The sequence below is a fragment of the Qipengyuania thermophila genome (assembly GCF_004153605.1).
In the GTDB taxonomy this organism is placed as follows: Bacteria; Pseudomonadota; Alphaproteobacteria; order Sphingomonadales; family Sphingomonadaceae; genus Qipengyuania_B; species Qipengyuania_B thermophila.
This window is the reverse complement of sequence record NZ_SDSI01000001.1, coordinates 325,707-351,828: the sequence shown is the minus strand read 5'-3', so window position 1 is coordinate 351,828 and position 26,122 is coordinate 325,707. Positions and strand designations below refer to the sequence as shown.

The window sequence follows — 26,122 nt, the reverse complement described above, 5'->3', positions numbered from 1 at the left end:
AAAATCGAGGCACGTTCACGCGGCGCACGCATGCTGCGCACCGCGATGGGTGCATCGATCTCAACCTGGCTTGCCGATCCGCAGGTCATCGAGATCATGCTCAATCCCGATGGGCGGCTCTGGGTCGACCGTTTGGGTATGGGTCTCTCGGACAGCGGTGACCGGCTAACGGCTGCCGATGGGGAGCGCATAATCCGCTTGGTCGCTCATCATGTCGGTGCCGAAGTCCACAGCGATGCTCCCCGCGTGTCGGCCGAGCTGCCGGAAAGCGGGGAGAGGTTTGAAGGCCTTCTGCCACCGGTGGTAGCCGCACCAACCTTCGCGATCCGCAAGCCCGCCATCGCAGTGTTTCTGCTCGAAGACTATGTCGGTTCCGGGATCATGTCCGTTCAAGAGGCCGCAACGCTTCGCTCCGGCGTGGCTGACCGCCTCAACATCCTCGTCGCGGGCGGAACCGGCACCGGCAAAACCACCCTGACCAATGCTCTACTCGCCGAGGTGGCCAGAACCACAGATAGAGTCGTGCTCATCGAAGACACCCGCGAGCTGCAATGTCGCGCGCCAAACCTCGTGGCAATGCGGACAAAAGATGGCGTGGCTTCGCTATCCGACCTGGTTCGATCCAGCCTCCGTCTGCGCCCTGACCGGATCCCGATTGGCGAAGTGCGCGGCGCCGAGGCGCTCGATCTGCTCAAAGCCTGGGGCACTGGCCACCCTGGCGGGATCGGAACGATCCATGCCGGAAGCGCCATGGGCGCACTTCGGCGGATGGAGCAATTAATCCAGGAAGCGGTCCTCACCGTTCCGCGCGCCCTGATTGCCGAGACTATCAACCTCGTTGCCGTGCTGGTGCGCGAGGGCACGGGACGACGTCTCGCTGAACTGGCCCGCGTCGACGGGCTCGACCATGTCACCGGCGATTATCGACTGATCCCCGCCACCCAAACTCAAGGAGACCTCCTATGACCCGTGCCCTCCGGCGTGGCACCACTCGTGCTTCGCTCGCCGCTGCCGCAGCATTTGTTGCGGTGGCCACTTCCACCCCGGCCCTTGCTGGTGGATCGTCGATGCCGTGGGAAGCACCACTGCAATCGATCCTTGAAAGCATCGAAGGGCCGGTCGCCAAGATTGTCGCGGTGATCATCATCATCGTCACCGGCCTCAGCCTGGCGTTCGGCGATACGTCCGGCGGCTTTCGCCGGCTGATCCAGATCGTTTTCGGCCTCTCGATCGCCTTTGCCGCATCGAGCTTCTTCCTCAGCTTCTTCAGCTTTGGCGGCGGGGCGCTCATCTGATGCCACCGGCTGACGATATCTTGGGCTACTACGCGCCGGTCCACCGCGCGCTGGCAGAGCCGATTCTGCTCGGCGGTGCCCCTCGTGCTCTGGCAATCGTCAATGGTACGTTGGCGGGCGCGATTGGCCTCGGCTTGCGGCTGTGGATCGCGGGCCTCGCGATATGGGCAATCGGACACGCACTCGCTGTCTGGGCGGCCCGGCGTGATCCCCAGTTCGTCGATGTCGCGCGCCGTCACCTCAAATATCCAACGTGGGTGCGGCCATGATGTCGCTCCGCGAATACCGCGCCAAATCCGCCAGTCTGGCCGACTTCCTCCCCTGGGTCGCACTGGTGGGGCCGGGCGTGGTGCTCAACAAGGATGGATCGTTTCAGCGCACGGCGCGCTTTCGCGGTCCGGATCTCGACAGCGCCACGCCCGCTGAGCTGGTAGCCGTGACATCACGCCTCAATAATGCCCTGAGGCGACTGGGCTCGGGATGGGCCGTGTTCGTCGAAGCGCAGCGTATCCCCGCACAGGCTTACCCGCACAGCAATTTCCCCGATCCCGTTTCGGCCCTGGTCGACATGGAGCGTCGTGAGCAGTTTCGCGAAGAGGGAGCGCACTTTGAGAGCGGCTACTACCTCACCCTGCTGTGGATGCCACCGCCGGAGGATGCGGCCCGCGCCGAAAGCTGGCTCTACGAGGGCAAGGCGGCGACGGGTGTTGACCCAAACGAGCTGGTTAAGTCCTTCGTCGATCGAACGGACCGCGTACTGCACCTTGTCGAGGGCTTCATGCCCGATGCCGGCTGGCTCGATGATCGCGCGACGCTGACCTATCTTCACAGCACTGTTTCAACCAAAATCCAGCATGTCCGCGTTCCCGAAACGCCCGTCTATCTCGACGCCTTGCTGACCGACGAGCCGCTGACCGGCGGTCTCGAACCAAAGCTGGGGCAAGCCCATCTGCGCACGCTCACCATTACCGGCTTCCCGACCGCAACATTTCCCGGACTGCTCGACGAACTCAACCGGCAGGCATTTCCATACCGGTGGTCGACCCGTGCGATCATGCTCGACAAGACCGATGCAACCAAGCTGCTGGCAAAAATCCGCCGCCAATGGTTCGCCAAGCGCAAATCGGTCGCCGCCATTCTCAAGGAGGTGATGACCAACGAGCAATCGGTACTCATGGATTCGGACGCTTCGAACAAGGCCGCCGACGCTGACATGGCGCTTCAGGAACTCGGCGCCGACCATGCCGGCATTGCCTACGTTACGGCAACGGTCACCGTTTGGGACCGCGATCCGGCGCTTGCTGCCGAGAAGCTTCGCTTGGTCGAGAAGGTCATCCAGGGCCGCGATTTCACCTGCACGATCGAGGGCATGAACGCGATCGAGGCGTGGCTGGGATCGCTCCCCGGTCATGTCTACGCCAATGTCCGCCAGCCCCCCATTTCCACGCTCAATCTCGCCCACCTGATCCCCCTGTCAGCGGTATGGGCGGGAGCGGAACGGGACGAGCATTTCGGTGACGCCCCCTTGCTTTACGGCAAGACCGAAGGCTCGACCCCGTTCCGCCTTTCCCTTCATGTCGGCGATGTCGGCCACAGCCTGATTGTTGGCCCGACAGGGGCCGGGAAATCGGTGCTGCTGGCGCTGATGGCGCTGCAATTCCGGCGCTACCCCGGCTCGCAAATCTTCGCCTTCGACTTCGGCGGTTCCATCCGGGCCGCAGCACTTGGAATGGGCGGCGATTGGCAGGACCTGGGCGGTGCCCTCAGCGCAGATGAGGATGACAATACGGCCGTCGCGCTTCAACCGCTCGCCCGCATCGACAATCCGGGTGAGCGCGCCTGGGCTGCGGAATGGCTGGCAGCGATGTTCGCGGGCGAAGGCGTGCATGTTGACCCGGCGGCAAAGGAGCATCTCTGGTCGGCGCTGACGTCACTTGCGTCCGCCCCGCCGCCCGAACGCACCCTGACCGGACTAGCCGTGCTGCTGCAATCGCAGGAGCTGAAACAGGCGCTGTCGCCCTACCTCGTCGGAGGCCCTTGGGGCAGGCTGCTTGATGCCGAGCAGGAACGTCTTGGTGAGGCCCCGGTCCAGGCGTTCGAGACCGAGGGTCTAATCGGCGCGTCGTCGGCTGCAGCTGTTCTCGCCTATCTGTTTCACCGGATCGAGGGTCGGCTCGACGGCTCGCCAACCATGATCATCATCGATGAGGGCTGGCTGGTGCTCGATAGCCCGGCCTTCGCCGCACAGCTGCGCGAATGGCTGAAGACGCTGCGCAAGAAGAATGCCAGCGTCATTTTCGCCACGCAAAGCCTTGCCGACATCGAGAGCTCGGCCATCGCGCCGGCCATCATCGAGAGCTGCCCGACGCGGATATTTCTGCCTAACGAGCGGGCCGCCGAACCCCAGATTGCCAAGGTGTATGAGCGGTTTGGACTGAATGACCGGCAAATCGAGATCCTGAGCCGGGCCACGCCGAAGCGCGATTATTACTGCCAGTCACGGCGCGGCAATCGCCTGTTCGAACTTGGCCTTGGCGAGGTCGCACTCGCCTTCAGCGCGGCATCCTCCAAATCCGACCAGCTCCGCATTGCCGAACTTGTCGCTGCCCATGGCCGCGACGGCTTTGCTGCGGCCTGGCTCCGGCATCGCAGCCTCGCATGGGCGGCCGAACTGCTTCCTCCCCCGCCGCCCGCACTCAACGGAAAGGAAATCCTCCCATGAAAATTCCCGTCCTACGCCGCACCCTCATGGCGACGGCAATCGCCACCTCGCTGGTGGCAGGCACCATGATCGCCGCGCCAGCGCAGGCCCAGTTCGGCGGGATTGTCTATGATCCCAGCAACTACGCGCAAAACGTGCTGACCGCCGCCCGGACGCTGCAGCAGATCAACAACCAGATCCAGCAGATCCAGAATCAGGCGACCAGCTTGATCAACGAAGCGCGCAATCTCGCAAGCTTGCCGGTTTCGACGATCCAGACGCTCCAGCAACAGGTCGATCAGACAAGGCAGTTGCTCAACCAGGCGCAGCGGATCGCCTACGATGTGACCGACGTCCAGCAGGTGTTCAACGGTCGCTACAAGGGCGCAGCCCTGTCAGCGGGGCAGGCTCAGATGGTCGCCAATGCCGATGCCCGCTGGCAGGACAGCGTCGGCGCGTTTGAAGATGCCATGAAGGTTCAGGCCGGGATCGTCGGCAATCTCGGCGCGACCCGCAGCACCATCACGACGCTTGTTGGTGCCAGCCAGTCGGCAACAGGCGCTCTTCAGGCAGCACAGGTGGGAAATCAGCTGCTCGCGTTGCAGACCCAGCAGCTTGCCGATCTGACAGCGGCCATCGCGGCGCATAGCCGCGCACAGGCACTGGAATCTGCCCGCAGTGCAGCGACTGAGGCTGAAGGACGCGAGCGCTTCCGCCGCTTCCGGACCCGCAACTGACATGAGCCGGTCGGTCAAGTTGGCGGCGGCCGCAGCACTTGGCGGGCTCCTCATGGCGATCGCGATTGCTTCGGCAACGCGGTCGCCAGTGGTGCCAACGACGACCGTCCTTGTCGCTGACGAGGCAACGTCGCCCGACCCTCATGCCGCCGAACTCAGGCGCTGTCGGACAATCACCATGCCGGAATCTGGGTGCGACGCCGTCTGGGATGCCGAACGCCAGCGATTTTTCCATGGAAGGGATGATCACCGATGAATGACACCGGCGTGATCGACCAGTTCCTGGCGGTCTTCATCCAATATATCGACAGTGGCTTTGGCCTGCTGGGCGGCGAGGTGGGGTTCCTGTCATCGACCCTGATCGTGATCGACGTCACCCTGGCGGCCTTGTTCTGGGCTTGGGGCACGGACGAGGATGTCCTGCAGCGTCTGATCAAGAAGACGCTCTATATTGGCACTTTCGCATTCATCATCGGCAATTTCTCGAGCCTCGCCGGGATCATGCTCCAGAGCTTTGCCGGTCTCGGCCTCCAGGCCAGCGGCAGCGGCATGGCGATTGGCGATTTCATGCGCCCCGGTGTCGTCGCCGCCACCGGGCTTGATGCCGGACAGCCTCTGATCGATGCGACCGCAGACCTCGTCGGACCGGTAGGGCTCTTCACAAACTTCGTGCAGATCCTCATCCTGCTAATTGCCTGGGTGATCGTCGTAATCGCCTTCTTCGTGCTGGCAATCCAGGTCTTCGTCACGATCATCGAGTTCAAGCTGGTCACGCTTGCAGGCTTCGTCCTGCTACCGTTTGCCTTCTTTGGACGCACCGCCTTCATGGCAGAGCGCGTTCTTGGGCATATCATTTCGTCGGGGATCAAGGTCCTCGTGCTGGCCGTCATTACCGGCATCGGCACCACTCTTTTTGCGCAGTTCATCAACGCCGGGCTTGGCGCCGAACCTGACATCCAGCAGGTCATGGCCATTGCTCTGGCCGCATTGACACTGCTCGGCCTCGGCATTTTTGGTCCCAGCATCGCTAACGGCATCGTTGCCGGTGGCCCGCAGCTCGGCGCAGGCGCGGCGGCAGGAACGGCGATTGCTGCAGGTGCTACATTGGCTGGTGGTATCGCGGGCGCCAAGCTTGCTGCGGGTGGCGCCGGATCGGCCATGGCAGGAGCTGCCACTGGAGGCGCTCGCGCCGCGGGTGGTGCCTCGCGCGCCTACGCAGCAGGCGCCGCCGGCAAGACTGGCGGGGCCGCAGCGGCATCGGGTTTTGCCAACGTCGCGAAATCGGCCGCCGACGCTGCAACCTCGCCGCTCAAGCGCGCAGCCAATAGCCTCAAGGCCAACTATGCCTCGGCGAAGGCTGACGCCCCCAAAGACGGAACAGCGACGCCTGACGGTCCACCGGCTTGGGCAACAGCAATGCGGCGCCGGCAGACCATGGGCCAAGGCGCCTCCATTGCCACGCACACGCTGAAGGGCGGCGACAGCCATGGCAGCGGCTCAGGCCCCGACATCACCGACAAGAGCTGAAATCATCCACGAGGACATCACCATGTTTCGACGTCCATCCATCCGCTACGGGGCAAGTCCCGAACCCGTCACTCCCTATCAGCGCGCAGCGCAGGTGTGGGACGATCGTATTGGCTCCGCACGCGTCCAGGCGAAAAACTGGCGCTTGGCATTCTTTGGCTGCCTTGCGCTTTCGGGTGGGCTTGCGGGAGGTCTGGTCTGGCAATCCGCACGCGGCACAATCACCCCATGGGTGGTCGAGGTCGACAAGTTGGGACAGGCTCAGGCCATTGCTCCGGCAGACGCCGATTTTCATCCAACCGATCCCCAAATGGCTTTTCACCTCGCCCGTTTCATCGAGCAGGTGCGCTCCATCCCGGCCGATCCCATTGTGTTGCGGCAGGACTGGCTCAGAGCCTACGACTTCACCACTGACCGCGGCGCACAGGCGCTCAACGACTATGCGCGTGGCAACGATCCTTTCGCCCAAGTCGGCAAGGTGCAGGTCGCAGTGGATGTCTCAAGCGTCATCCGTGCCTCGAACGACAGCTTCCGCGTCGCATGGACCGAGAGGCGCTATCAAGACGGGGCGCTGATCGAAACCACACGTTGGTCCGCCATTCTAACCACGGTCGTGCAGCCGCCACGCACACCTGACGCGCTGCGCAAGAATCCGCTCGGCCTGTTTGTCAACGCCATCAACTGGTCAAAGGAGCTTAGCCAATGATCCCCCATTCACGCGCGCTGCGCCTGTCGCTTCTGTTGTCGGTAACCGCTCTCGGAAACATTCCTGTCCCTGTCATTGCCAGCGGGGCTCCCGTTCGGGCTTTTGCGCAGACGCCGCCGCCCACTGCCGAACCTGCAGACCCGCGAACACGTATCGGTCGCGCAAACGCTGCGGCGCGCGTGCAGCCGGAGCGGACAAGCTATTTCAATGCGATCCAGCAATATGCCTATGCTGAAGGCGCGCTGTTCCAGATCTACACCTCACCGGGGCATGTCACGAATATCATGCTCCAGGAAGGCGAGGAGCTTGTGGGGCCGGGGCCGGTAGCATCGGGCGATACAGTCCGCTGGATCATCGGAGATACAGTGAGCGGCACCGGCCTTACGCGCCGCGTACACATTTTGGTGAAGCCGACGCGGGCCGATATCAGCACCAATCTGGTCATCAACACCAATCGTCGTACCTATCACCTCGAACTGAGCGCCACGACGTCCACCTATATGGCAGCCGTCTCGTGGACCTATCCGCAGGATGCCCTCATTGCTCTGCGCAGCGCTGAGGCCGAGGCCGAACGCAGCGCCCCGGTTGCGGCAGGAATCGACTTTTCAGCGCTTAGCTTTGACTACCGCATGTCTGGTGACCGGCCGCAATGGCGACCATTGCGGGTCTTTGATGACGGACGCCAAGTCTTCATCGAGTTCCCCGCGAGCATCGCGAACAGTGATATGCCACCCCTCTTCGTAATCGGCGCAGACGGTTCGGCGGAACTCGTCAACTATCGGGTGCGAGGGCGCTACATGGTCGTAGACCGTCTATTCGATAAAGCCGAGCTGCGGCTCGGTGTCGGCCGCAACGCACGTCAGGTTCGCATCGTACGCGAAATTCCCCGCAGCAGGGGGCGGGCATGATCACATCCTCCCAGGTTCATCATCAGCCATCTGCCGACGAGCTGCTCGAGGATTTGCATGAAAAGCCGGAAGCAGAAGCCCCAATGGCGCCGACCAGCCCCAACAGCTTTCGCCTTGGCGGAGAGCCGCCACGCGTAATGCGGCTATCGCGAAAGGCTCTTGCCACGCTCGGCGTGGCTGCCAGCGTCGCCATTGGCGGTTCGCTCATCTATGCCCTTCAGCCCAAGTCGCCTGTACCGCCAGAAAACCTCTTCGATACGAACAGCCGGAACCGCGCTGAACAGGTGACCGGCGCGCCAGCCAACTATAGCGATGTCCCCAAACTAGGGCCTCCGCTACCAGGTGATCTGGGAAGGCCAATCGTCGCTGCACAACAGGGTGGTCAAAATGTCCCGATTCCCCCAATCGGACCGCCAGCCAATGACACACCAACGTCCGATCCAAGGCAGATAGCTGCGGAGCAAGCGCGGGAACGGGCCGCGCAGGAGCGCGACAGCGCGCGCACGAGTCAGCTGTTTCTGGCAGGGGGCACACGGGCGAACGAGAATCGAGCCGATGCGGCGCCTAACGCAATACCTGCGATTGCCAATTCCGCCGGTGAGGCGGCTCAGGCCGCTCCTGCCTCACCGTCGACCAGTCGCCGTTCATTTCTGGAGCGAAGGGCGGATCGTGGGACAGAGAGCCCCGAGCGCATTATGCGGCTTGGGTCTCCCAATGTCGTGCAGGCAGGAAGCATCATTCCCGCCGCGTTGATCACGGGAATTCGCTCGGATCTTCCTGGCCAGATCACGGCGCAGGTCACGCAGAATGTCTACGACAGTCCCACCGGACGCATCCTGCTGATTCCGCAAGGGGCGCGTCTGATCGGCGAGTACGACAGCGACGTCGCGTCCGGGCAAAACCGCGTACTGCTGGCCTGGGACAGGCTCATCCTCCCGGGTGGGCACTCGATCCTGCTCGACCGGCTTCCCGGTGCAGATGTCGCAGGTATGGCCGGCCTTCAGGATCGCACCAACTTCCACTGGGGCAACATGCTTAAGGCTGCCCTGATCTCAACGCTGCTCGGCGCGGGCACGGAACTGGTCGCCAGTGATGAGAGCGATCTTGTCCGGGCACTGCGCTATGGCACACAGGATACCGTCAACCAGACGGGGCGGCAGGTGGTGCAGCGGCAGCTCAATGTTCCACCCACCCTTACCGTGCGTCCGGGGTTTGCTCTCCGGATCATTGTCACGCGTGACCTGATCCTTGAGCCCTTTCAGACAGGAGAAGCGCGATGACCCGGCTCAAACTGAGCGATCTTGCCGACGAAAAGCCTGTACGCCTGACACTCGATCTGCCAGCGCGGCTACATCGGGATCTTACCGCCTATGCCCTTGCGGTGAACGGGGGAGATCCCAAGGGGGCGCCCACGGTCGAAAGGCTTGTCCCGCCCATGCTGGAGCGGTTCATTGCCACCGACCGGGGCTTCTCCAAAGGGCGTCGAAATTCTCAGGCGGGGTAGCGCTCGTTGATGAGCGTGAAGAAGCGTTGCAGCGCGGGATTTTCATTGTCCTCGCGCCAGTAGACCGAAAACTCCAGGCGGGCCGTTCCACCTTGATCATGTATTTCCCGGAAATTGAGCCCGGGCCATGTCACGCCCTGTGAAGCTTCGGTCGCGATCGTGATGAAACGCCCGACCGACACGATGCTGAGGACGCTTTCCAGGCTTGTATCCTGGACAATGATATTGGGGCGGTAGCCTTGCTCGGTCAGGCGCGCGGCCAGCAGGTTTGAAATGATAGGGCCAACCCCACTGCCGGGGACGACAAACACTTCGCGCCGCAGGTCAGACCAATAGATGCGTTCGTTCTGCAACAAGCGATGACCGTCGAGCAGAGTCACCATCAGACGATCCGACCAGACCCGTCGCGACCGTATCCCGGCCTCTTCCATACCTGTCGGAGCCACCGCGACATCGATCGTCCGGGCTTGCAAGCGATGGAGCAGGCGCTCGGGACCCGCTTCGACGCCATCGAATTGAACGTCGGGAAACCGCACCAGGTAATCCGAGAAGGTGTGCTTGAGGTTTCCGGCCATCAGGGACGAACTGTAGCCAACCGCGAGCCGACCTTGTTCGCCGTAACTGACCGCCCGCGCCGTGGTTTGCAGATTGTCGATATCGGTGATGATACGCCGGGCGGATTCGATGAATACCTTGCCCATTTCGGTCGGCTCAGCGCCGCGCGTAGACCGAGTGAAGAGCTTGATCCCCAGCTGATCCTCAAGCTGCGTTACCCGTTGGCTGAGCGTCGCCTGTCGCATGTTGAGCGCCGCCGCAGCCCGGGACAAACTGCTCATGTCTGCCGTCAGCACTGCGTAGCGCAGCTGCCGAACCTCGATCGTCATGCATCCGCCCCCAAACTCGGTCCCTTATGCCAATTGGGCCTCAGTGCATTATTGGGACACAGATTCACGGTAGGATGGACGTGATCCGGTCCTCAATGGGAACGAATGCCCGCTTCTCCTGTTGATTTTGAAAATCGTGCGAAGGAGACATGCCTTGCCTTTTCGGATTGCCCGCTCGTTCCCTGCCAAGTTAGCAGGAACGCTGCTCCTGAGCAGTGTTCCTGCTGCGACGCCGTTGATCGCGCAGGAGCCGCCTGCAACGGGACAGACCGGAGCGCCCCTAACCGAGGACGCGTCGTTAACAGCTGAAGAGGCGCTCGTCCTCGACGGGAAAGCCTATGCTGAGCGTTTCGGTGTGTCGCTCGAAGAAGCAATGCGGCGCGTGACGGTCATGGCAGGTACGAGCGAGCAAATCGAGGCTCTCCAGCAGGAATTCAATCAGGAGCTTTCCGGCGCTTACTTCGACAATAGCAACAACTTCGGCTTGGTCCTTCGCCTCACGGGTGCCGAAGCAAGGCAGCAGCGAAAGCTGGAGCGTCGCGCGATCAAGCGTGATGCCCGGCAAGAGCGTCGAGATGCAAGAAAATCCGAGCGACAAGCCGCAAGGGCGGTCGATCGTCAGGGCCGACGCATCACAGACGCAGAACTTGCTCAGGCTGAGCAGGTTATCGGTTCCGATGTCTCGACGACTGTCAGATTCGTGCCAAATGCCCGCGCTACCCGAAGGGCGGCCCTTAGGGCAATCGAGCGTAATGGTCGGCAGATCAAGGAATTGCTGCCCGCAAGTCAGTCGACTGGATACGACGAGAAGTCTGGAGAAATCGTCGTCGCAGTCGTCGGTGCCGAAAACTCCGTTGCAGAAGCAACTCGAAGCCAGCTCGCCACCTTGCTCGGGGTACCAACAAGGGTGGAGTATCTAGCCAAACCCGTCGGGCCGACCGCGGCGCGCGGTGGAACAGCGCTCCAGAACGCGAGTGGAGGAGCGCGGTGTACGGCTGGCTTTATCGGCTATGACTCAAGCAACCGCCCGGGCATCATAACGGCAGGTCATTGTGAGAAGCTTGCGCCGGGCACTTTCACGTATGTCGATACCGACGGCAAGCGCTACAATTTGATCACCGACACGTCTTCTGTCGTCTACGACTCCAAGCGCGATTTCCTCTTCCTGAGATTTCCAACTGGCCTGACCGGGCTGCCGCAGTTCATCGGGAATAAGGGTGAGAGTCCGCGGTCGTTGACGGGCCGTCGAACCCTTGCATCTACCGAAGCCAAAATTACGGACGGCACGCCTCAAGGGAGCTGGATCTGCTTTTACGGCGTGACCTCGAGCCCGACCTACGGTCAGGGATGTGGTGAAGTATACTGGAAATACATCGACTATACCCATCCGACGGCCTCGCCTGGGACCGGTCCCAGCTACTACGCCACGATCATCGGACCAACGACGGGACTTCGCTGCGGACCCGGAGATAGCGGTGGCCCCGTGTTTGCTTGGCAGACAGCGTTCGGCGTGGTCACTGCTTGTAGCGAAAATTCCTACAACGCCGGCAAGGATTCGGTTCTCTATTACTCCAGCACCGACGCCGCATATGCGGCAGGCTATCGGCTTGCCTACTAGGAAGAAGCTATGAGAACTGTATTGGCGTCCACTGTTTTGCTTTTATCGGCATGCTCATCAGGCAGCGATGGCACTTCTGCGCCCAACCGTGCTGCGGTGGCGACTGCGTCAGATCCAGACATACATGGCAAAGGAGCGTCCGAGACAGTCATGTTGCTTCAATACGACCAGCAGCCAACCGCCAACGGCGGGCCGCCATCCGCCGGGCCAATGGCGCGAGTTGAGGGCATTTTGGAATCAAACGGCAGCTGCATCCGGCTTCGGATGCAAACCGAAGCCGTCCCCTTGGTCTTTGAAAAGGGGACGGCTGTATCTGCCAACGCGAACGGCATCCGTCTGACAAATGATGAAGTCGTCCCCTTCGGAGCTAAAGTCGAACTAGCTGGTTCCCGGGTGAACGATCGGCAGGGCACGTATCCAATGGACGGGGTTGCAGGAGCGTGCGGCACCCGTGACGCTATCCTCGTCACTGCTGGCACTCTCCGTCGGTTGACCAACTAGCAGCCAGCCATAATTCGGGCGTGCAGCGCTAGGACAAAACGGTGAGTCCGGTAGGTTCGGCCGCAAACCCACCACCGCGTAGCGAGCGAAGTCGATACTGTGTGCCTTTGGCTCCAAGATTGCCGAAGACGGCTGTAGCCATGAAGGTGATTGGCTGTCCGAGGTGTTCGACCTTCGCGGTATACAGGACTGCCTGTTCGCGCGTTGCAGCGTTTCGAGGCACTGTATCCATTGAGCATTTCGAAGCTGGCAGCACGGGCAATCCGATGCTGGGCGCAAGGAGTTTGAGTATAAAGGCCGGGGCGTCGCGCGTCCGGTTGTCTTGCTCACCCTGAAGCCCCAAGCAAACCGCCTTAGCCTCGGCGAGCGGTGCCCCCCGGGCCAAGGCTTGACCGAACATTGCGATCAGCTGCCGGTTGCTAACTCCCTCGGTACTGCCTGGTCCGACGAGTGCAAGTCGATCCCCCGCGGGTAATTGGGCGTCCGCAGCGATACGCGGCGGCAACAGACGAAGCGACGCGGTTCTCGCGTCCTTGAAGACGATCTTCAGCGTCCGACCATCGCGCACCCAGGTTTGGGCAGTCATCATCCGGTTCCAGAAACGATTGCCAATCTCGCTGGAAGCGTCGTCAAGGCATCGCATGACGGTGAAAATGGGCAACGGCACAGTGTTGACGTTCGAAGAGATGGCGAATCTGCCTTGATGCCACCGCATCGGGCTCCCGCCCTCGTTGCACGCTGCCGTGCCTCCGATCGAGCCATCGGGTCCAAAAGCTATGATTGCTGCCGCGGGCTTCGTCGCGGGTACCTGCGCGCCGTCAAGCGCAACAAGTTCCCAATTCGTCTCGGCGATCGTTTCGTCGACAGGCTTTGCGCTTGTTTCCTTGGCTCGGTTACCAGAGCAGCCCGCCAGGATCCCCAGCGCGGCAAGTGCCACCGTTAGCATTCTGAGTGTCGACCATGGTCCCGGAAGGACATCATGTTAGTCCCATCTTCATGGTTTTTCACCTGCGCGTCGATGCTCGGCGACGATGCGCGATACGGTCGGCTCGCTGACATCGTAGAGGCGCGCCATCTCGGCGCCCGACTTGCGCCCCGAGATCACCGAGTCCGCGATCTCGCGACGCTTCTTGGCGTCGAGCTTGCGGCGGCGCCCCCCGACGCGTCCCTCGATCCGCGCCTGCGCCAGCCCCGCGGACGTGCGCTCGCGGATCATCGCGCGCTCGAACTCGGCGAAGCTGCCGACCATCTGCATCATCATGCGGCCCGCGGGCGTCGTCGTATCGATGCTTTCGGTCAGCGAACGAAATCCGGCGCCGGCTTCCTCGATCTTCTCCATCAGGTGCAGCAGGTCCTTGAGGCTGCGCGACAGCCGGTCGAGCTTCCACACGACGACGACATCGCCGTCGCGCAGCTGGCCGACCAGCTCCTGGAGCTTCGGCCGATCCCAGCGTCCCCCGCTCGCGGTCTCCTCGAATGTGCGCCTACACCCCGCCGCCTTGAGCGCGCGCGCCTGCGCGGCGTTCGACTGGTCGTCGCCCTTCGACACCCGGGCATAACCGATCAGATAGGGTTCGGCGGTCAAGCATGCTCCTTTCGCAAACGAACGTTTGCATCGCCGATCGACGGCTCACGCAAAACCGCGACGTTGCGTCTTGCAATATCCTCTTTCAAAACGGCGGCTAATGGCAAGCGGTTTTTGAGAGGATCAGCGATGCCCGCGCGCATACCGATGACCGAGCGGCAGCGTGGCGCGCTGCTCGCCTTGCCCGAGACCGAGGACGAGGTGGTTCGGCACCACAGCTTCGACGCCGGCGACCTTGCCGCCATCGCCGGAGCGCGGACGCCGGAGACCCGGCTCGGCTATGCGCTCCAGCTCGCGTGCCTCCGCTACCCGGGACGGCATCTGCGAAGGGGCGAGCGGCTACCGGCCATCATGCTCGACCATGTGGCCGAGCAGGTCGGCGTCGATGCCGCCGCGATCGCCTCCTTCGCACGGCGGACACAGACGCGGTACGAGCAGCTGGCGGCGATCAAGCGACAATTCGGCTTTACCGATCTCACACGGCCCGCACGCCGCGAACTTGCGACATGGCTCGCGGACGAAGCGATCGGGCTGACTGACGGCAAGCTGCTGATCGAGCGGCTCCTGAATCGCATGCGCGAGCAGCGCATCATCGTTCCCGGCGTCACCGTGGTCGAGCGCATGGCAGGCGAGGCGATGCACGCGGCCGACACGCGCGTGACGAGTGACGTCCACGCCGCGCTTCGCGAGGAACAGCGAGCCGCGCTCGATGCACTATTGTCTGACAAGGCGCACGCGCAGCAAAGTCGCCTCAGCTGGCTGCGCGAGCCGCCCTCGCGGGTCGGCGGACGAAGCTTGCTCGAGCTGCTCGACAAGATCGATCTGCTACGCGCGACGGGTTATGCGGATGTCGACGTGCCCGGTGACTTCAGCGCCCGCTTCGCGCTGATGGCACGCGAGGGGGCGCGACATACCGCTCAGTCCCTGCAGCAGATGGGCCCGGCGCGACGGTACACTACACTGGTCGCAACGCTGCGCGAGCTCGAGGCGACACTGACCGATGCCGCAATCGCCATGTTCGGTGCGCTGGTCGGGCGTGCCAACCTCAACGCGCGCAAGCGGCTCGAGGAGACGATCGCGGTCGCCGACGAGCAGGGACGCGAACGGCTCACCCGCATCGCCGGAGTGCTCGAAGCACTGACGAGTGCGGCGCGAACCGGCGGCGATATCGCCGCGGCGGTCGCCGCCGTCGCCGACCTCGACGTCATCGCCGCCGACGCCGCGCTCATCCGTCGCACGGTCCGACCGGGGCGACCCCGCGCCCTCGGCGAGCTCGCCGCTGAATACCGCGTGTTCAAGCAGGTCGGTGATCGCTTCCTGTGCAGCTTCGCATTCGAGGGACGTGCAGCGACGGCGGCGCTGCGCACCGCCATCGGTGTTCTGGTCGACCTCGCTGGTGATTGGCGCAAACCGCTACCCGCCGACGTTCCGCTCGGGCATGTCGAGCTGCGCTGGCATCGCCATGTCGTGAGCGGCGGCAGAATCGACCGGACCTATTGGGAGCTGGCGACATACTTCGCGGTGTCGAGCGCGCTGACCTCGGGCGACTTATGGGTGCCAACCTCGCGCGTGCACCGCGCGCTCGAGGATCTGATCACGCCCGCAACAGCGCAGCCCGGTATCCCCGTCGCGCTCCTTCCGCCGCCGACCTTCAGCGCGGACGAGTGGCTCGCGCGCAAGTCGGTCGAACTCGACGCCGCGCTGCTGGCGACTGCTCGCGGTCTGTCGGGGAAGGACCCGTTGCTGTTTACCGGCGAGAAGCTCCGCTTCCCCAAGGGACCGAAGGCCGACGATGGCGACGACGCGCCGGGGCGCGCGCTCGGGGCGCAAATGTATGGCGCACTGCCGACGATCCGCATCACCGACGTCCTCTCGCAGGTCGCGCGCTGGACCGGCTTTGTCGATCACTTCGGCCATGTCTCATCAGGGTTGCCGCCTTCCGACGAACGCGCGTTCCTGGCCGCGCTGATCGCTGAAGCTACGAACCTCGGCCTCACGAGAATGGCCGACATTTGCGGCGTCGCGTCGAGGCGCGCACTGCTCAGGATGCAGACCTGGCACATGCGCGAGGACACGTTCCGCGCCGCACTCGGCTGTCTGACCGACGCCATCCATGCCGAGCCGGTCGCGGCGTGGTTCGGCGAAGGCTGGCGCGCGACGGCCGACGGCCAGCACTTCTACCTCGGCGGTCCCGGCGAAGGCGGCGGCAGCGTCAATGCCCACTACGGCCGCGACCCGATCGTCAAAATCTACACGACGATCACCGACCGGTACGCGCCGCTGCACCAGACCGTGATTGCGGGGACGGCGGGCGAAGCCATCCACGCGCTGGATGGCATTCTCGGTCATGAGAGCGGAGCGAACATCGGTGCACTTCATACCGACGGTGGTGGCGTCTCCGACATCGTGTTCGCGGTCATGCACCTGCTCGGGCTCAACTTCGAGCCACGCATCCCGCGCCTCTCCGATCGTCGCCTCTACGCATTCGAACCGCGAGCCCGATACGGGCGCCTCGCGCCGCTGTTCGGGCACCGGCTCGATGCAAACCTCATTCGGGGCCATTGGCAGGACGTCGCGCCGCTGATCGAGGCGATGCGGAACAGGACCGTCACCCCGTCGCTCATCCTCAAGAAGCTGTCCGCGTTCCGGCAGCAGAATACGCTGGCCGCCGCGCTTCGCGAGATCGGTCGCGTCGAGCGCACGCTGTTCACGCTGCGCTGGTTCGAAGACCCGGCGCTGCGCCGACAGGTCACTGCCGAGCTGAACAAAGGCGAGGCGCGAAACACCCTCGCGCGCGCTGTCGCGTTCCATCGCCTTGGCCGCTTTCGCGATCGCGGACACGAGAACCAGCAGACGCGTGCTGCCGCCCTGAACCTCGTCACGGCGGCGATCATCCTGTTCAACTGCCGCTATCTTGATCGCGCAATGAGCACGCTGAACATCGAGATCGCCGACCACAAGGGCGCGCTCGGTCAGCTCTCACCGCTGGGCTGGGACCACATCAATTTGACCGGCGACTATGTCTGGTCGGACCCCGCGGTGTTCGACGCTGACGGGTTTTTGCCACTCAAGGTTGGCCAGCGCTGATGCCGCTTACGTTGCTACCGTGAATCTGTGTCCCAATAATGCACTGGGGCCAATTGAGCCAAGTTCAGCATTCGAGTTCAATGAAAAAATTCGCCATTAGCAATGTAGTGCATTGAAACGAGGACTTAAGCACAGATTTTACAGTTCAGAGAGCTGCCCAGATATCTCTCCAATGTCCGTCGTCAGAACATTTGGCACAACTCGCGGCGTAAATTAGCGGAGTGCGGGCCTCGTCTCGGGGTTGATGTTATGCGGCGAGCTTGCGGTGTTGCAAGCGTCGATATTCGATGGTCTGTCGTTTGATCCTTTCACGCTGTTTGATGATGGCTGGTGCCCTGCCGAAGTAGGCGTCGGCGGGCGTCACGTTGTTCAGGCTCTCGTGGTAACGTTGATTGTTGTAGTGCTCGACGAAGGCTTCGATCTGGGCCTCGAGGTCGCCGGGCAGGAAGTAGTTCTCCAGCAGGATGCGGTTCTTCAGAGTCTGGTGCCAGCGCTCGATCTTGCCCTGGGTCTGAGGGTGGCACGGTGCACCGCGCACATGACTCATCTGCTGAGCTTCGATGTATTCAGCCAGTTCGCCAGCGATGTAGCTGGGACCGTTATCGCTGAGCAGCCTGGGTTTGTGCAGCACGGTGGCGCTGTCGCAGCCCGAGGCAGCCAGCGCCATGTCCAGCGTGTCGGTGACGTCCTCGGCCCGCATGTTGGTGCACAGTTTCCAGGCGATGATGTAGCGCGAGAAGTCGTCGAGCACGGTCGACAGGTACATCCAGCCCCACCCGATGATCTTGAAGTAGGTGAAGTCGGTTTGCCACATCTCGTTCGGCCGGGTGGTCTTGGTGTGGAACTGATCGGCGGCCTTGATCACGACATAGGCCGGGCTGGTGATCAGGTCATGGGCCTTCAACAGGCGGTAAACCGTGGCTTCCGACACGAAGTAGCGCTTCTCGTCGGTGAACCGCACCGCCAGCTCGCGCGGTGACAGTTCGCTGTAGTCCAGGGCCATCTCGACGATCTGGTCCTGGATATCATCGCCGATGCGGTTCCACACCCGGGTCGGCGCCGACGGCCGATCCTCCAAGGCCTCCGGGCCGCCTTCGAGGAACCGGTCATACCAGCGGTAGAAGGTCCGACGGGCGATGCCGAGCTGGTCCAGCGTGCGTTTGGCGGGCAGGTGCGACTGCTCGACGATCCGGATGATCTCGAGCTTCTCCGAGGCGGGATACCTCATTCGTCGTCGCCCCCATCCGCGATCATGCTTTTTTTGAGCAGACGGTTTTCGAGCGTCAGGTCGGCCACGCATTCCTTCAGGGCGCGGGCTTCGCGGCGCAGATCCTGCACCTCGCCAGTGGTCGCGGCACGGGCGGTGTCGCCGGCCAGGCGGCGCTTGCCGGCTTCCATGAACTCCTTCGACCAGGTGTAATACAGGCTCTGGGCAATGCCTTCCTTGCGGCACAGCTCGGCGATGCTGTCCTCGCCGCGCAGGCCATCCAGCACGATGCGGATCTTGTCTTCGGCCGAGAAGTGCCGGCGGGTTGCACGCCGGATGTCCTTCACCACCCGCTCCGCAGGGGCCTTGGTCGGCGATTTTGCATTGGAGGATTTGGGCTTCATCTTATGGGATGGACGCCTCCCGCAATCGGGCCGAGCATATTGCCAGTGCGACCGAGGCGAGGAGTTCATCACATGCAAATGTTGGCGATCGATTTGGGCAAGCAGTCCTTTCATATCTATGGGATCACTGGCGATGGCGAAGTGGTTTCGCGAAAGGTCAGCAGGGCAAAGTTGACCGATGCGGTGACCAAGTTGCACCCGCAATCGGTCGCGATGGAGGCTTGCGCCAGTTCGCACCATTGGGGGCGGGTCTTCGAGGGGCAGGGATACACGGTGCACCTGATCCATCCGCGCTTCGTGAAGCCATTCGTGAAGGGATCGAAGAATGATGCAGTCGATGCCGAAGCCATTTTCGAAGCTGCCAACAGGCCGACGATGCGGTTCGTGCCGTTGAAGAGTGTCGAGCAGCAGGATCTGCAAGCTCTACACCGAACACGCGACAGACTGATCGTGCAGCGCACCGCGCTGATCAATCACACTCGTGGTCTTTTGGCCGAATATGGTGTCGTCATGCCGGTAGGTGCATCCCGATTCCGGCTGCAGATCGACAAGATGGTCGAGACTGCCGAACTGTCGGAACTGTCGAAGAATCTGTTCCTGAAGCTGGCCGAGGAGTATCGCAGCCTGGATGCCAGAGTCTCAGCTCTCGATGACATGCTGGCTGAGATTTGCCGGGAGGATGAGCGTTGCAAACGCCTGACTACGCTACCCGGAGTGGGACCGATTGTCGCAACCGCTCTAGTCGCCGCAATTGATGATGGCCGACACTTCGCATCGGGCCGAGCCCTTTCCGCCTGGATTGGACTGGTTCCGCGCCAATACACGACCGGTGGAAAGCCAAGGCTCGGTGGTATCGGGAACAGAGCCAATCATTACCTAAGGCGCCAGCTAATACATGGTGCACGATCTGCGTTGCTGCGGGTCGCCAAGCATGACGACCGACGTTCAAAATGGGCGCAGGAACTGCAATCGAGGGCAGGCCACAACAAGACACTCGTCGCGATGGCGAATAAGACTGCTCGCATAGCCTGGGCGATGTTGCGAAGCGGCGATAACTACAAAATGGCCTGACCGTCCGGATGCGGGCCGCAGTCTGATCAGAAATTACGAATGCGAGGTGGAAGACTTGATGGTGTAACGGCACGGACCGCCGCTTCACAGCCTGCAAGGAACGATGGCCTTCGAGGCCGCTCATCTTAAAAGGCAATGAAACGAGCGGATTCCCATCATGGCCAGGGGCAAGTCTGCCCCGATCAAAAGGCCGGATAGATTCACGCATCCAATGCCGGAGCAACATCGAGAAATTGCCTTGCGCGGGAGGCGTCCATAGATTCGTTCCTTCGTCACTACGAAGAAGCCCAAATCCTCCTTAAATCACAACCTCAAATCTGTGCCATTGGTGCTGACGGGGAGCATCCCGGATTACAAGGTGCGCACGCCGCTTCAGCAGGCCATCCAGCTTCTCAAGCGTCACCGCGACTGCATGTTTGCCGAAGACGGCGAACACAAGCCCATCTCGATCATCATCACGACGCTCGCGGCCCATGCCTATAACGAGGAAGCCTCGCTGTCGGCAGCGCTGCAGTCCATCTTGATGAACATGGATCGTTACATCGAGGAGCGTGACGGCATTGCCTGGGTCTCCAACCCCGTTAATCCGGCCGAGAACTTCGCCGACAAATGGCCGGAAGAGCCGTGCAAGCGCGACAACTTCTTCCGCTGGCTCGCACAGGCCCGGCAGGATTTCGCGCAGTATCTGCGCGCCAGCCCCTACGATACCATTCCGGACGAACTGGAGCGGCGGCTCGGTCCCGCCCTGGTAAAGCGCGCGCTCAACAGCGTTATGCCGGACGATGGTGCCATCGGGGCTCCTGCACTGCTTCTGGGGGGCGGCCATGATGCCGAACTCGAGCGTGCCCGCCACGCGGTTGACGCGATCCAGAGCAGCGGATCCCAGTCCCGCCCCTGGGTGCGCTGAGGCGGCCACTTTGCTCACTTTGCTCGAGGTTCAAGCCGCGATCGCGTTTGAACAGCCCGGTTTCCGGGCAACGGAGATAGACGGCAAGATCGTCGTTGAAGGGACGTTCGTCGTCACAGCCGGCAGTGCCGTATGTGATCCGGCAGGTCCACTGGCGCGCTACGCTGTAAGAATCGAGCTGACCCACGCCTATCCGCGCATCGAACCGCGCGTGTTCGAGACCGGCGGGCGCATCAAGCGCGACCCCGATCACCACATCAACGGTGATGGCGATTGCTGCGTGACGGTCTGGGAAAACTGGTTGGCGACAGCAGCCGACACCGGCATTGCGGCCTATCTCGGCGGACCTCTGCGTGAGTATTTTCTGGGTCAGTTCTGGTTTGAGAAGACCGGCAGCTGGCCATTCGGTGAACGAGCGCATGGGATGGAGGGTATGGAGGAGGCCTATGCCGATGCGCTTGGCATTGCGAACCGGCGCAAGGACATTCTCTATTACCTGCGGATATTGAGACTGCCGCGGCCGAGGGGGCATTGGCCCTGTCCCTGCGGCAGCACCAGGCGCCTGCGCGACTGCCACGATACCGACCTGTGGTCGATGCATCACCGCATTCCGCCGCATCTTGCGCGCGCCATGCTGGTACGATTGCAGCCACGCAAAGGCGAGTTGTTCAAGGCAGGCTTCTAGCTAGCGTTGGGGAAGGCCTTCCCCTGCCGCCATGCCCGTTCCGGTCTTGACGGACCCCTTCGAGCGGGGCGGCTGCCCCGCAACGCCCCGCCAGAGTGAGAGTGCCTCCATCAGTCCGTGACGGATGAAGAGCGGCGAGAGAGGCTTGTCGCGGTCCGTCGCGGAGCTTCATGCGATGGCATCTCGAACCAAACCGCGCTCGCCCAACGGACGCGCCAACCTCTACCAACAGATCACCGACCGGATCATTGCCGACCTCGAAGCTGGTCGAGTGCCTTGGGTCCAGCCGTGGACCAGTGCCCAGACGGGCGTCGGCATGCCGCACAATGCCGTCAGCCAGCGGGCCTACAGCGGTATCAATATCCTGACCTTGTGGGATGCGATAGTCTCCAACGGATATTCGGGCCACGCCTTTCTCACTTTCCGGCAAGCATCGATGCTCGGCGGTACGGTACGGCGCGGCGAGCACGGCGTGCCGATCATCTACACGCGCCGGTTCGTGCCCGGCGAAGAGCAACGCCGAGCCGCCACCGAGGAACGCGAGCCGGTCGGGGGTATCCCGTTCCTGCGTACCTTCACGGTGTTTTCGGTCGATCAGTGCGAAGGACTGCCCGAACATGTCTGCGTACCGCCACCGCCCGTACCTGCCGGTCTGATCTTGCCGCAGGCGGATGCTCTTATCCGCGCAACGGGTGCAGATTTCCGGATCGGTGGCGCATCGGCCTATTACAGCCCGGCACACGATTTCGTGGCCGTGCCCCGGCCGGACGATTTTCACGACCCCGTCAATTGGCATCGCACAGCCTTTCACGAGCTGGGGCACTGGACCGGGCATCGCAGCCGCCTTGATCGTGACCAGACTGGTGCATTCGGATCGAAGGACTATGGGCGCGAGGAGTTGGTCGCGGAGATGACCGGTGCCTTTGTCTGCGCCGCGCTGGGGATCACCCCAACCGTCCGTCACGCTGACTATATCGGGTCGTGGCTCGAGATTATCCGTGAGGACAATCGCGCCATTCTCCGTGCCGCCAGCGCCGCATCAAAGGCGGCCAACTACTTGCTCGAGCATGGCCCGTCGGCTGCGAGCGGAAAAGCCGCCAACGATCCCGGGGAGCCAGACGAGCCTGATGCGGGAGGTGCTCCCACCTCGAGGGCGGTGGCGTGACCCCGCGGCTGCGCACGGCCCCGCTCGCGGCGGGCCAGAGGAAGAGGAGGGCCGGGAAATTCGTGATGGGCCCGGGAGCCGGGAGAGAGTCTCGCGGCGGCCTGTCATGGAGAAACCACATGGGCAAACAGCCTGCGAAAATCACCCTCAGCCCGTCGCGCGACATCCCGTTCGACAAGCTGGTCCTGTCCCAGTCCAACGTCCGCCGGATCAAGGCGGGGGTATCCATTCCCGAGCTTGCCGAAGACATCGCCCGGCGCACTCTTCTGCAAAGCCTCAATGTCCGGCCTGTTCTGGACGGGAATGGTGCCGAAACCGGCATGTTCGAGGTTCCGGCCGGCGGCCGGCGTTACCGTGCGCTCGAACTGCTGGTGAAGCAAAGGCGGTTGGCAAGCACCGCTCTCGTACCCTGCATCGTCAAGGCGGCCACTACCGACATATCTGCCGAGGAGGACAGCTATGCGGAAAATGCGGTGCGCGAGCAGCTCCATCCCCTCGACCAGTTTCGCGCCATGCAGGCCATGGTCGATAAAGGCAGCGCGGTCGAGGACATCGCCTCCCACTTCGGCGTGACGCCCGCCGTGGTGCGCCAGCGCCTCAAACTGGCATCGGTCTCGCCGCGTCTGTGCGAAATCTATGCCGATGACGGCATGACCCTCGAACAGTTGATGGCGTTCACCGTGTCGGACGACCATGCCCGCCAGGAGCAGGTGTGGGAGATGCTGGCCCATAGCTACAACAAGTCGGCGGCCTATATTCGGCAGCGCCTCACCGAAAACAGCGTGCGGGTTGCCGACAAGCGGGTCCGCTTCGTCACCATCGACACCTATGTCGCTGCTGGCGGCGGGGTCATGCGCGACCTGTTCGAGGACGACGATGGAGGCTGGCTGACGGACCCGGGATTGCTCGACACGCTCGTTGCAGAAAAGCTGCGCCGGGCGGGGGAAGACATCGCCGCCGAAGGCTGGAAGTGGGTGGCGACGGCCGTCGACATGCCCTGGGCGGTCACCAACGGCCATCGCGAAATCAGCGGGACCGAAGTCGCCATGACCGAGGCTGAGCAAGCACGCTTTGTCGCGCTGCAAGGGGAATCGGAAGAGATCGAAGCGCAATGGGCGGACGAGCATGATGTGCCGCAGGACGTCTATGACCGGCTCGACGCCATCAACGCTGAGATCGGCAAACTCGCGGATCGACCGCTGGTTTTCGAACCCGCCGATGTGGCAATCGCTGGCGTCTTTGTTTCGATCGAGCGCGACGGCTCCCTATGTGTCGAACGCGGCTATGTCCGTCCCGAAGACGAGCCGGCAGCAGATCCGGTACCGGATGGCACTGAGCACGAGCTGGTATCGGTTAACGGCGACACGGGCAGCGCCAGACCTGTCGGCACGGATGACGATGGCCGCACTGGGGGCGAGGATGACGAGGAAGCCGACGAGGGGCTCAAGCCGCTGCCGGATCGTCTCGTTGCCGATCTGACCGCCTGGCGCACACTCGCCTTGCAGGATGCGCTGGCGCAGAATCCGGCAACCGCGTTCGCGGCGGTGCTGCATGCACTGGTTCTGCAGACCTGCTATTTCGCGAGCCGGGAAAGCTGCCTCCAGCTTACTGTACAGGACGTGAGCTTCGCCAATCCGCCCTCCGGCCTGCGTGACAGCGCGCCTGCCCGCAGCCTCGCCGAGCGCGCCCGTTACTGGGAGGAGCGGCTTCCCGAGTCAGACGCTGATCTGTGGGATGCGTTGCTCGCCCTCAACGGCGACGAGCAGGCGGCCTTGTTCGCTCATTGTGCTTCGCGCAGCGTGAATGCCCAGTGCGAGATTGTGCCCAAGTACGACAATGGCCGTGTATCGAAGCACAGCATCGAGCGCCGTCTTGCCCATAGCCACGTCCTCGCGCGGGCCGTTGGTCTTGATCCTGTAGCCGCAGGCTGGCGACCGACCGTCGACGGCTACTTCCGGAGCGTCACCAAGCCGCGGATTCTCGCCGACGTCACCGAAGCGCGCGGCGAGCAGTTCGCAGGCATGATCGATCACCTCAAAAAGGCAGACATGGCGCGCGAGGCCGAACGTCTGCTCGAGGACGCCCAATGGCTGCCCGAGCCGCTCCGCACGCCGCCAGCCTGCGAAGCAGAGCCCGGCGACATGGACAGCGATGCTCTGCCTGCCTTCCTCGAAAACGAGGACGGCGCTTACGCGATCGCTGCCGAATGAAACCGGCAGGGCGGCAAGAGCCGCCTTGCTCTTTCCCTTTTCCCGCAAAGCCCGGCCACTGCGTCGGGCTTTCGCATTTCTTGAGGAATATCCCGTGTCAGCCCAGCAAATCTACACCAGCGCTCCGCTCGGCAGCCTGATCCGCTACTCCAATGGCAAACCCCGTCCTCCGGCCCGTTTCAGGCGCAAGCTGAGGGCATGGGAGCATGAAAACGGCGTGGGTCGCTTGGTCGAGCGCTATCCGGGTTACGTCAGCGCAAGTTTCAACTCGCCGCCCCACTTCATGCTCCACCTGGGCGATTATGGCAGTCAGGGCACGATCGTCCTGACCGTGCGGCGCGCCTATGGCCTCGATAGCAGTCTGCATTTTGAGATTGTCGAGACCCCGCGAGCGGGTTCCGTGCGCATCCTGACCAGTGTCGATGGTCGCGATGAGCTGCGTCATCTCGCCAGCAACCTGGCTGCCGCCGAGAGCTGGATGCAAGTCAATCGTTACTCGAACATGCGGACGGAGATTGTCAGCGATCCGGACCCGGTCATCCTCCCGCCAACGACGAGGAGGGCGGCATGAGCGCCATCATGGTCGAATTTGGTACCACGCGCGATGGCGATATGGCCGCGCGCGTGGGTGATCTCGCCTATATCGCCATTCCGATAGACGCCGGCTTTTCGGTCGCATCGGCTTGGCGTCTCAGTCGCCCCTTACACGAGTGGAACCGCGCAGATGTTTACGGTGCTGAATGCTCGGTCAGCGACCACCAAGCCTTCCGGGCCTATGTCGGAGACATCGCGCTTCATGTGCGCCAGCGCGAGGCGCTCGGGCGGATCGAGACGGTCCATCCCATTTCGACGCCTTGGGGCAAATCGCAGACCGCCACGGTCTATGCCCCGGGGATCGTTTTTCACTCCACTGCGGGGCATGGCGGGTTCAAGCTCGATCGTATGCGCAACAAGGCCATGCCAGAAGCGCTGCGCATCGCTGGCGGATGGTATGAGGAGGATGGAGACTGGGCGAGGGTTGCAGCCGGTTATCCTGACCTCTTCACCTACCGTGAGCAGGCCTCAGCTGACCGGATATTGCGCGACTGGTGCCCCGACGCCTGGGAAGCGATCCACGGACGGGCACTGGCGCCAGGTGAATCCTTTTCCCGTGAGCGCGACGAATTTTCCCGCAGGCATACCCAAGACTGGGTCGTCATTTCCGCCAGGACAACAGCATCGCCCCCCGGTTACGTCGAGGTAATCGCGTCGCTGGGTGGTCGGCGCGACGCCTCGCCAAAGCGAGCATTCCTCGTTCCCGGTGAAGACTATGCACACCGTGGCCGCCACGGTTTCGTCATCGACCCGGACAGGCACGGCGAGATCGAACTTTCGCCTCGATGACCTGCCCGTTGCCCATGACCGCGCCATAGCATCGAAA

General features: G+C 62.7%; 24 protein-coding genes. 20 read left to right on the top strand and 4 right to left on the bottom strand.

The features are described from left to right. The first annotated feature begins 30 nt into the window (after window positions 1-30). The 11 genes from trbB to ETO60_RS01610 all read left to right on the top strand — a co-directional run bounded on the left by trbB (window position 31) and on the right by ETO60_RS01610 (window position 9,378). The gene (gene trbB / locus ETO60_RS01660) at window positions 31-966 is read left to right on the top strand and encodes a P-type conjugative transfer ATPase TrbB (RefSeq protein WP_390612545.1); all 936 of its coding nucleotides are present in this window, start codon (window positions 31-33) and stop codon (window positions 964-966) included. Beyond that, complete coding sequence (locus ETO60_RS01655; RefSeq protein WP_066690780.1) at window positions 963-1,295, top strand: TrbC/VirB2 family protein; 333 nt, start codon at window positions 963-965, stop codon at window positions 1,293-1,295. Before trbB ends, ETO60_RS01655 begins: the two co-directional genes overlap by 4 nt. Beyond that, window positions 1,295-1,564 carry a VirB3 family type IV secretion system protein gene (locus ETO60_RS01650; RefSeq protein ID WP_130002160.1) on the top strand — a complete coding sequence of 90 codons (270 nt, stop codon included), beginning with the start codon at window positions 1,295-1,297 and terminating at the stop codon, window positions 1,562-1,564. Before ETO60_RS01655 ends, ETO60_RS01650 begins: the two co-directional genes overlap by 1 nt. Then, window positions 1,561-4,017 (top strand): conjugal transfer protein TrbE, encoded by a 2,457-nt coding sequence (gene trbE / locus ETO60_RS01645; protein WP_130002158.1) that lies wholly within the window; start codon window positions 1,561-1,563, stop codon window positions 4,015-4,017. Before ETO60_RS01650 ends, trbE begins: the two co-directional genes overlap by 4 nt. Further along, entirely contained in the window at window positions 4,014-4,733 is a 720-nt protein-coding gene (gene trbJ, locus ETO60_RS01640; RefSeq protein ID WP_130002156.1) for a P-type conjugative transfer protein TrbJ, read from the top strand. Before trbE ends, trbJ begins: the two co-directional genes overlap by 4 nt. Before the next feature lies 1 nt (window position 4,734). Further along, complete coding sequence (gene trbK-alt, locus ETO60_RS01635) at window positions 4,735-4,989, top strand: putative entry exclusion protein TrbK-alt (RefSeq protein WP_130002154.1); 255 nt, start codon at window positions 4,735-4,737, stop codon at window positions 4,987-4,989. Next, entirely contained in the window at window positions 4,986-6,260 is a 1,275-nt protein-coding gene (gene trbL / locus ETO60_RS01630; RefSeq protein WP_130002152.1) for a P-type conjugative transfer protein TrbL, read from the top strand. The genes trbK-alt and trbL overlap by 4 nt, the downstream gene beginning before the upstream one ends. A gap of 22 nt (window positions 6,261-6,282) precedes the next feature. Then, window positions 6,283-6,966: a conjugal transfer protein TrbF gene (gene trbF, locus ETO60_RS01625; protein ID WP_130002982.1), complete on the top strand. Its 684-nt coding sequence runs from the start codon at window positions 6,283-6,285 to the stop codon at window positions 6,964-6,966. After that, on the top strand, window positions 6,963-7,874 hold the full coding sequence (gene trbG, locus ETO60_RS01620) for a P-type conjugative transfer protein TrbG (RefSeq protein WP_130002150.1): 912 nt from the start codon (window positions 6,963-6,965) through the stop codon (window positions 7,872-7,874). The genes trbF and trbG overlap by 4 nt, the downstream gene beginning before the upstream one ends. An 83-nt stretch (window positions 7,875-7,957) precedes the next feature. Then, window positions 7,958-9,154, top strand: coding sequence for a TrbI/VirB10 family protein (locus ETO60_RS01615; protein ID WP_234026313.1), 1,197 nt, complete (start codon window positions 7,958-7,960; stop codon window positions 9,152-9,154). After that, window positions 9,151-9,378 (top strand): DUF2274 domain-containing protein, encoded by a 228-nt coding sequence (locus ETO60_RS01610; RefSeq protein WP_130002146.1) that lies wholly within the window; start codon window positions 9,151-9,153, stop codon window positions 9,376-9,378. The genes ETO60_RS01615 and ETO60_RS01610 overlap by 4 nt, the downstream gene beginning before the upstream one ends. Here the strand turns inward: ETO60_RS01610 and ETO60_RS01605 are convergent. After that, window positions 9,366-10,262, bottom strand: coding sequence for a LysR family transcriptional regulator (locus ETO60_RS01605; protein ID WP_130002144.1), 897 nt, complete (start codon window positions 10,260-10,262; stop codon window positions 9,366-9,368). The two genes, ETO60_RS01610 and ETO60_RS01605, sit on opposite strands and share 13 nt — an antisense overlap. Window positions 10,263-10,416: 154 nt before the next feature. Between ETO60_RS01605 and ETO60_RS01600 the strand changes: the two genes are divergently transcribed. Beyond that, on the top strand, window positions 10,417-11,880 hold the full coding sequence (locus ETO60_RS01600; protein ID WP_130002142.1) for a hypothetical protein: 1,464 nt from the start codon (window positions 10,417-10,419) through the stop codon (window positions 11,878-11,880). A 529-nt stretch (window positions 11,881-12,409) separates the two neighbouring features. On the opposite strand, the gene ETO60_RS01595 is transcribed toward ETO60_RS01600, so the two are convergent. Then, a complete protein-coding gene (locus tag ETO60_RS01595) occupies window positions 12,410-13,318 on the bottom strand; it encodes an META domain-containing protein (RefSeq protein WP_165362081.1) in 909 nt (302 codons plus the stop codon). A 57-nt stretch (window positions 13,319-13,375) separates the two neighbouring features. Next, window positions 13,376-13,966 carry a recombinase family protein gene (locus tag ETO60_RS01590; protein WP_130002138.1) on the bottom strand — a complete coding sequence of 197 codons (591 nt, stop codon included), beginning with the start codon at window positions 13,964-13,966 and terminating at the stop codon, window positions 13,376-13,378. Between the two features lie 129 nt (window positions 13,967-14,095). Here ETO60_RS01590 and ETO60_RS01585 point away from each other — a divergent pair, with 129 nt between their 5' ends. Continuing rightward, window positions 14,096-17,053 carry a Tn3 family transposase gene (locus ETO60_RS01585; protein WP_234026262.1) on the top strand — a complete coding sequence of 986 codons (2,958 nt, stop codon included), beginning with the start codon at window positions 14,096-14,098 and terminating at the stop codon, window positions 17,051-17,053. Between the two features lie 247 nt (window positions 17,054-17,300). Here ETO60_RS01585 and ETO60_RS01580 read toward each other — a convergent pair. Continuing rightward, window positions 17,301-18,664 (bottom strand): IS3 family transposase gene (locus ETO60_RS01580; protein ID WP_085995949.1). Its coding sequence is split into 2 segments (ribosomal slippage): window positions 17,301-18,314 and window positions 18,317-18,664, totalling 1,362 coding nucleotides; the frame shifts between segments, so codons are not numbered across the junction. A 72-nt stretch (window positions 18,665-18,736) separates the two neighbouring features. Here ETO60_RS01580 and ETO60_RS01575 point away from each other — a divergent pair. The 7 genes from ETO60_RS01575 to ETO60_RS01540 all read left to right on the top strand — a co-directional run bounded on the left by ETO60_RS01575 (window position 18,737) and on the right by ETO60_RS01540 (window position 26,085). After that, a complete protein-coding gene (locus ETO60_RS01575) occupies window positions 18,737-19,735 on the top strand; it encodes an IS110 family RNA-guided transposase (RefSeq protein WP_130002136.1) in 999 nt (332 codons plus the stop codon). A gap of 325 nt (window positions 19,736-20,060) precedes the next feature. Next, window positions 20,061-20,642, top strand: a complete 582-nt coding sequence (locus tag ETO60_RS01565; protein WP_165362080.1) for a hypothetical protein — start codon at window positions 20,061-20,063, stop codon at window positions 20,640-20,642. Between the two features lie 10 nt (window positions 20,643-20,652). After that, the gene (locus ETO60_RS01560) at window positions 20,653-21,327 is read left to right on the top strand and encodes a hypothetical protein (protein ID WP_130002132.1); all 675 of its coding nucleotides are present in this window, start codon (window positions 20,653-20,655) and stop codon (window positions 21,325-21,327) included. A 175-nt stretch (window positions 21,328-21,502) separates the two neighbouring features. Then, complete coding sequence (locus ETO60_RS01555) at window positions 21,503-22,492, top strand: ArdC family protein (RefSeq protein WP_234026261.1); 990 nt, start codon at window positions 21,503-21,505, stop codon at window positions 22,490-22,492. A 119-nt stretch (window positions 22,493-22,611) separates the two neighbouring features. Then, complete coding sequence (locus ETO60_RS01550; RefSeq protein ID WP_130002130.1) at window positions 22,612-24,702, top strand: ParB/RepB/Spo0J family partition protein; 2,091 nt, start codon at window positions 22,612-22,614, stop codon at window positions 24,700-24,702. Between the two features lie 94 nt (window positions 24,703-24,796). Continuing rightward, complete coding sequence (locus ETO60_RS01545) at window positions 24,797-25,273, top strand: hypothetical protein (RefSeq protein ID WP_130002128.1); 477 nt, start codon at window positions 24,797-24,799, stop codon at window positions 25,271-25,273. Next, window positions 25,270-26,085, top strand: coding sequence for a DUF7007 domain-containing protein (locus tag ETO60_RS01540; protein WP_130002126.1), 816 nt, complete (start codon window positions 25,270-25,272; stop codon window positions 26,083-26,085). Before ETO60_RS01545 ends, ETO60_RS01540 begins: the two co-directional genes overlap by 4 nt. The last annotated feature ends 37 nt before the right edge of the window (window positions 26,086-26,122 follow it).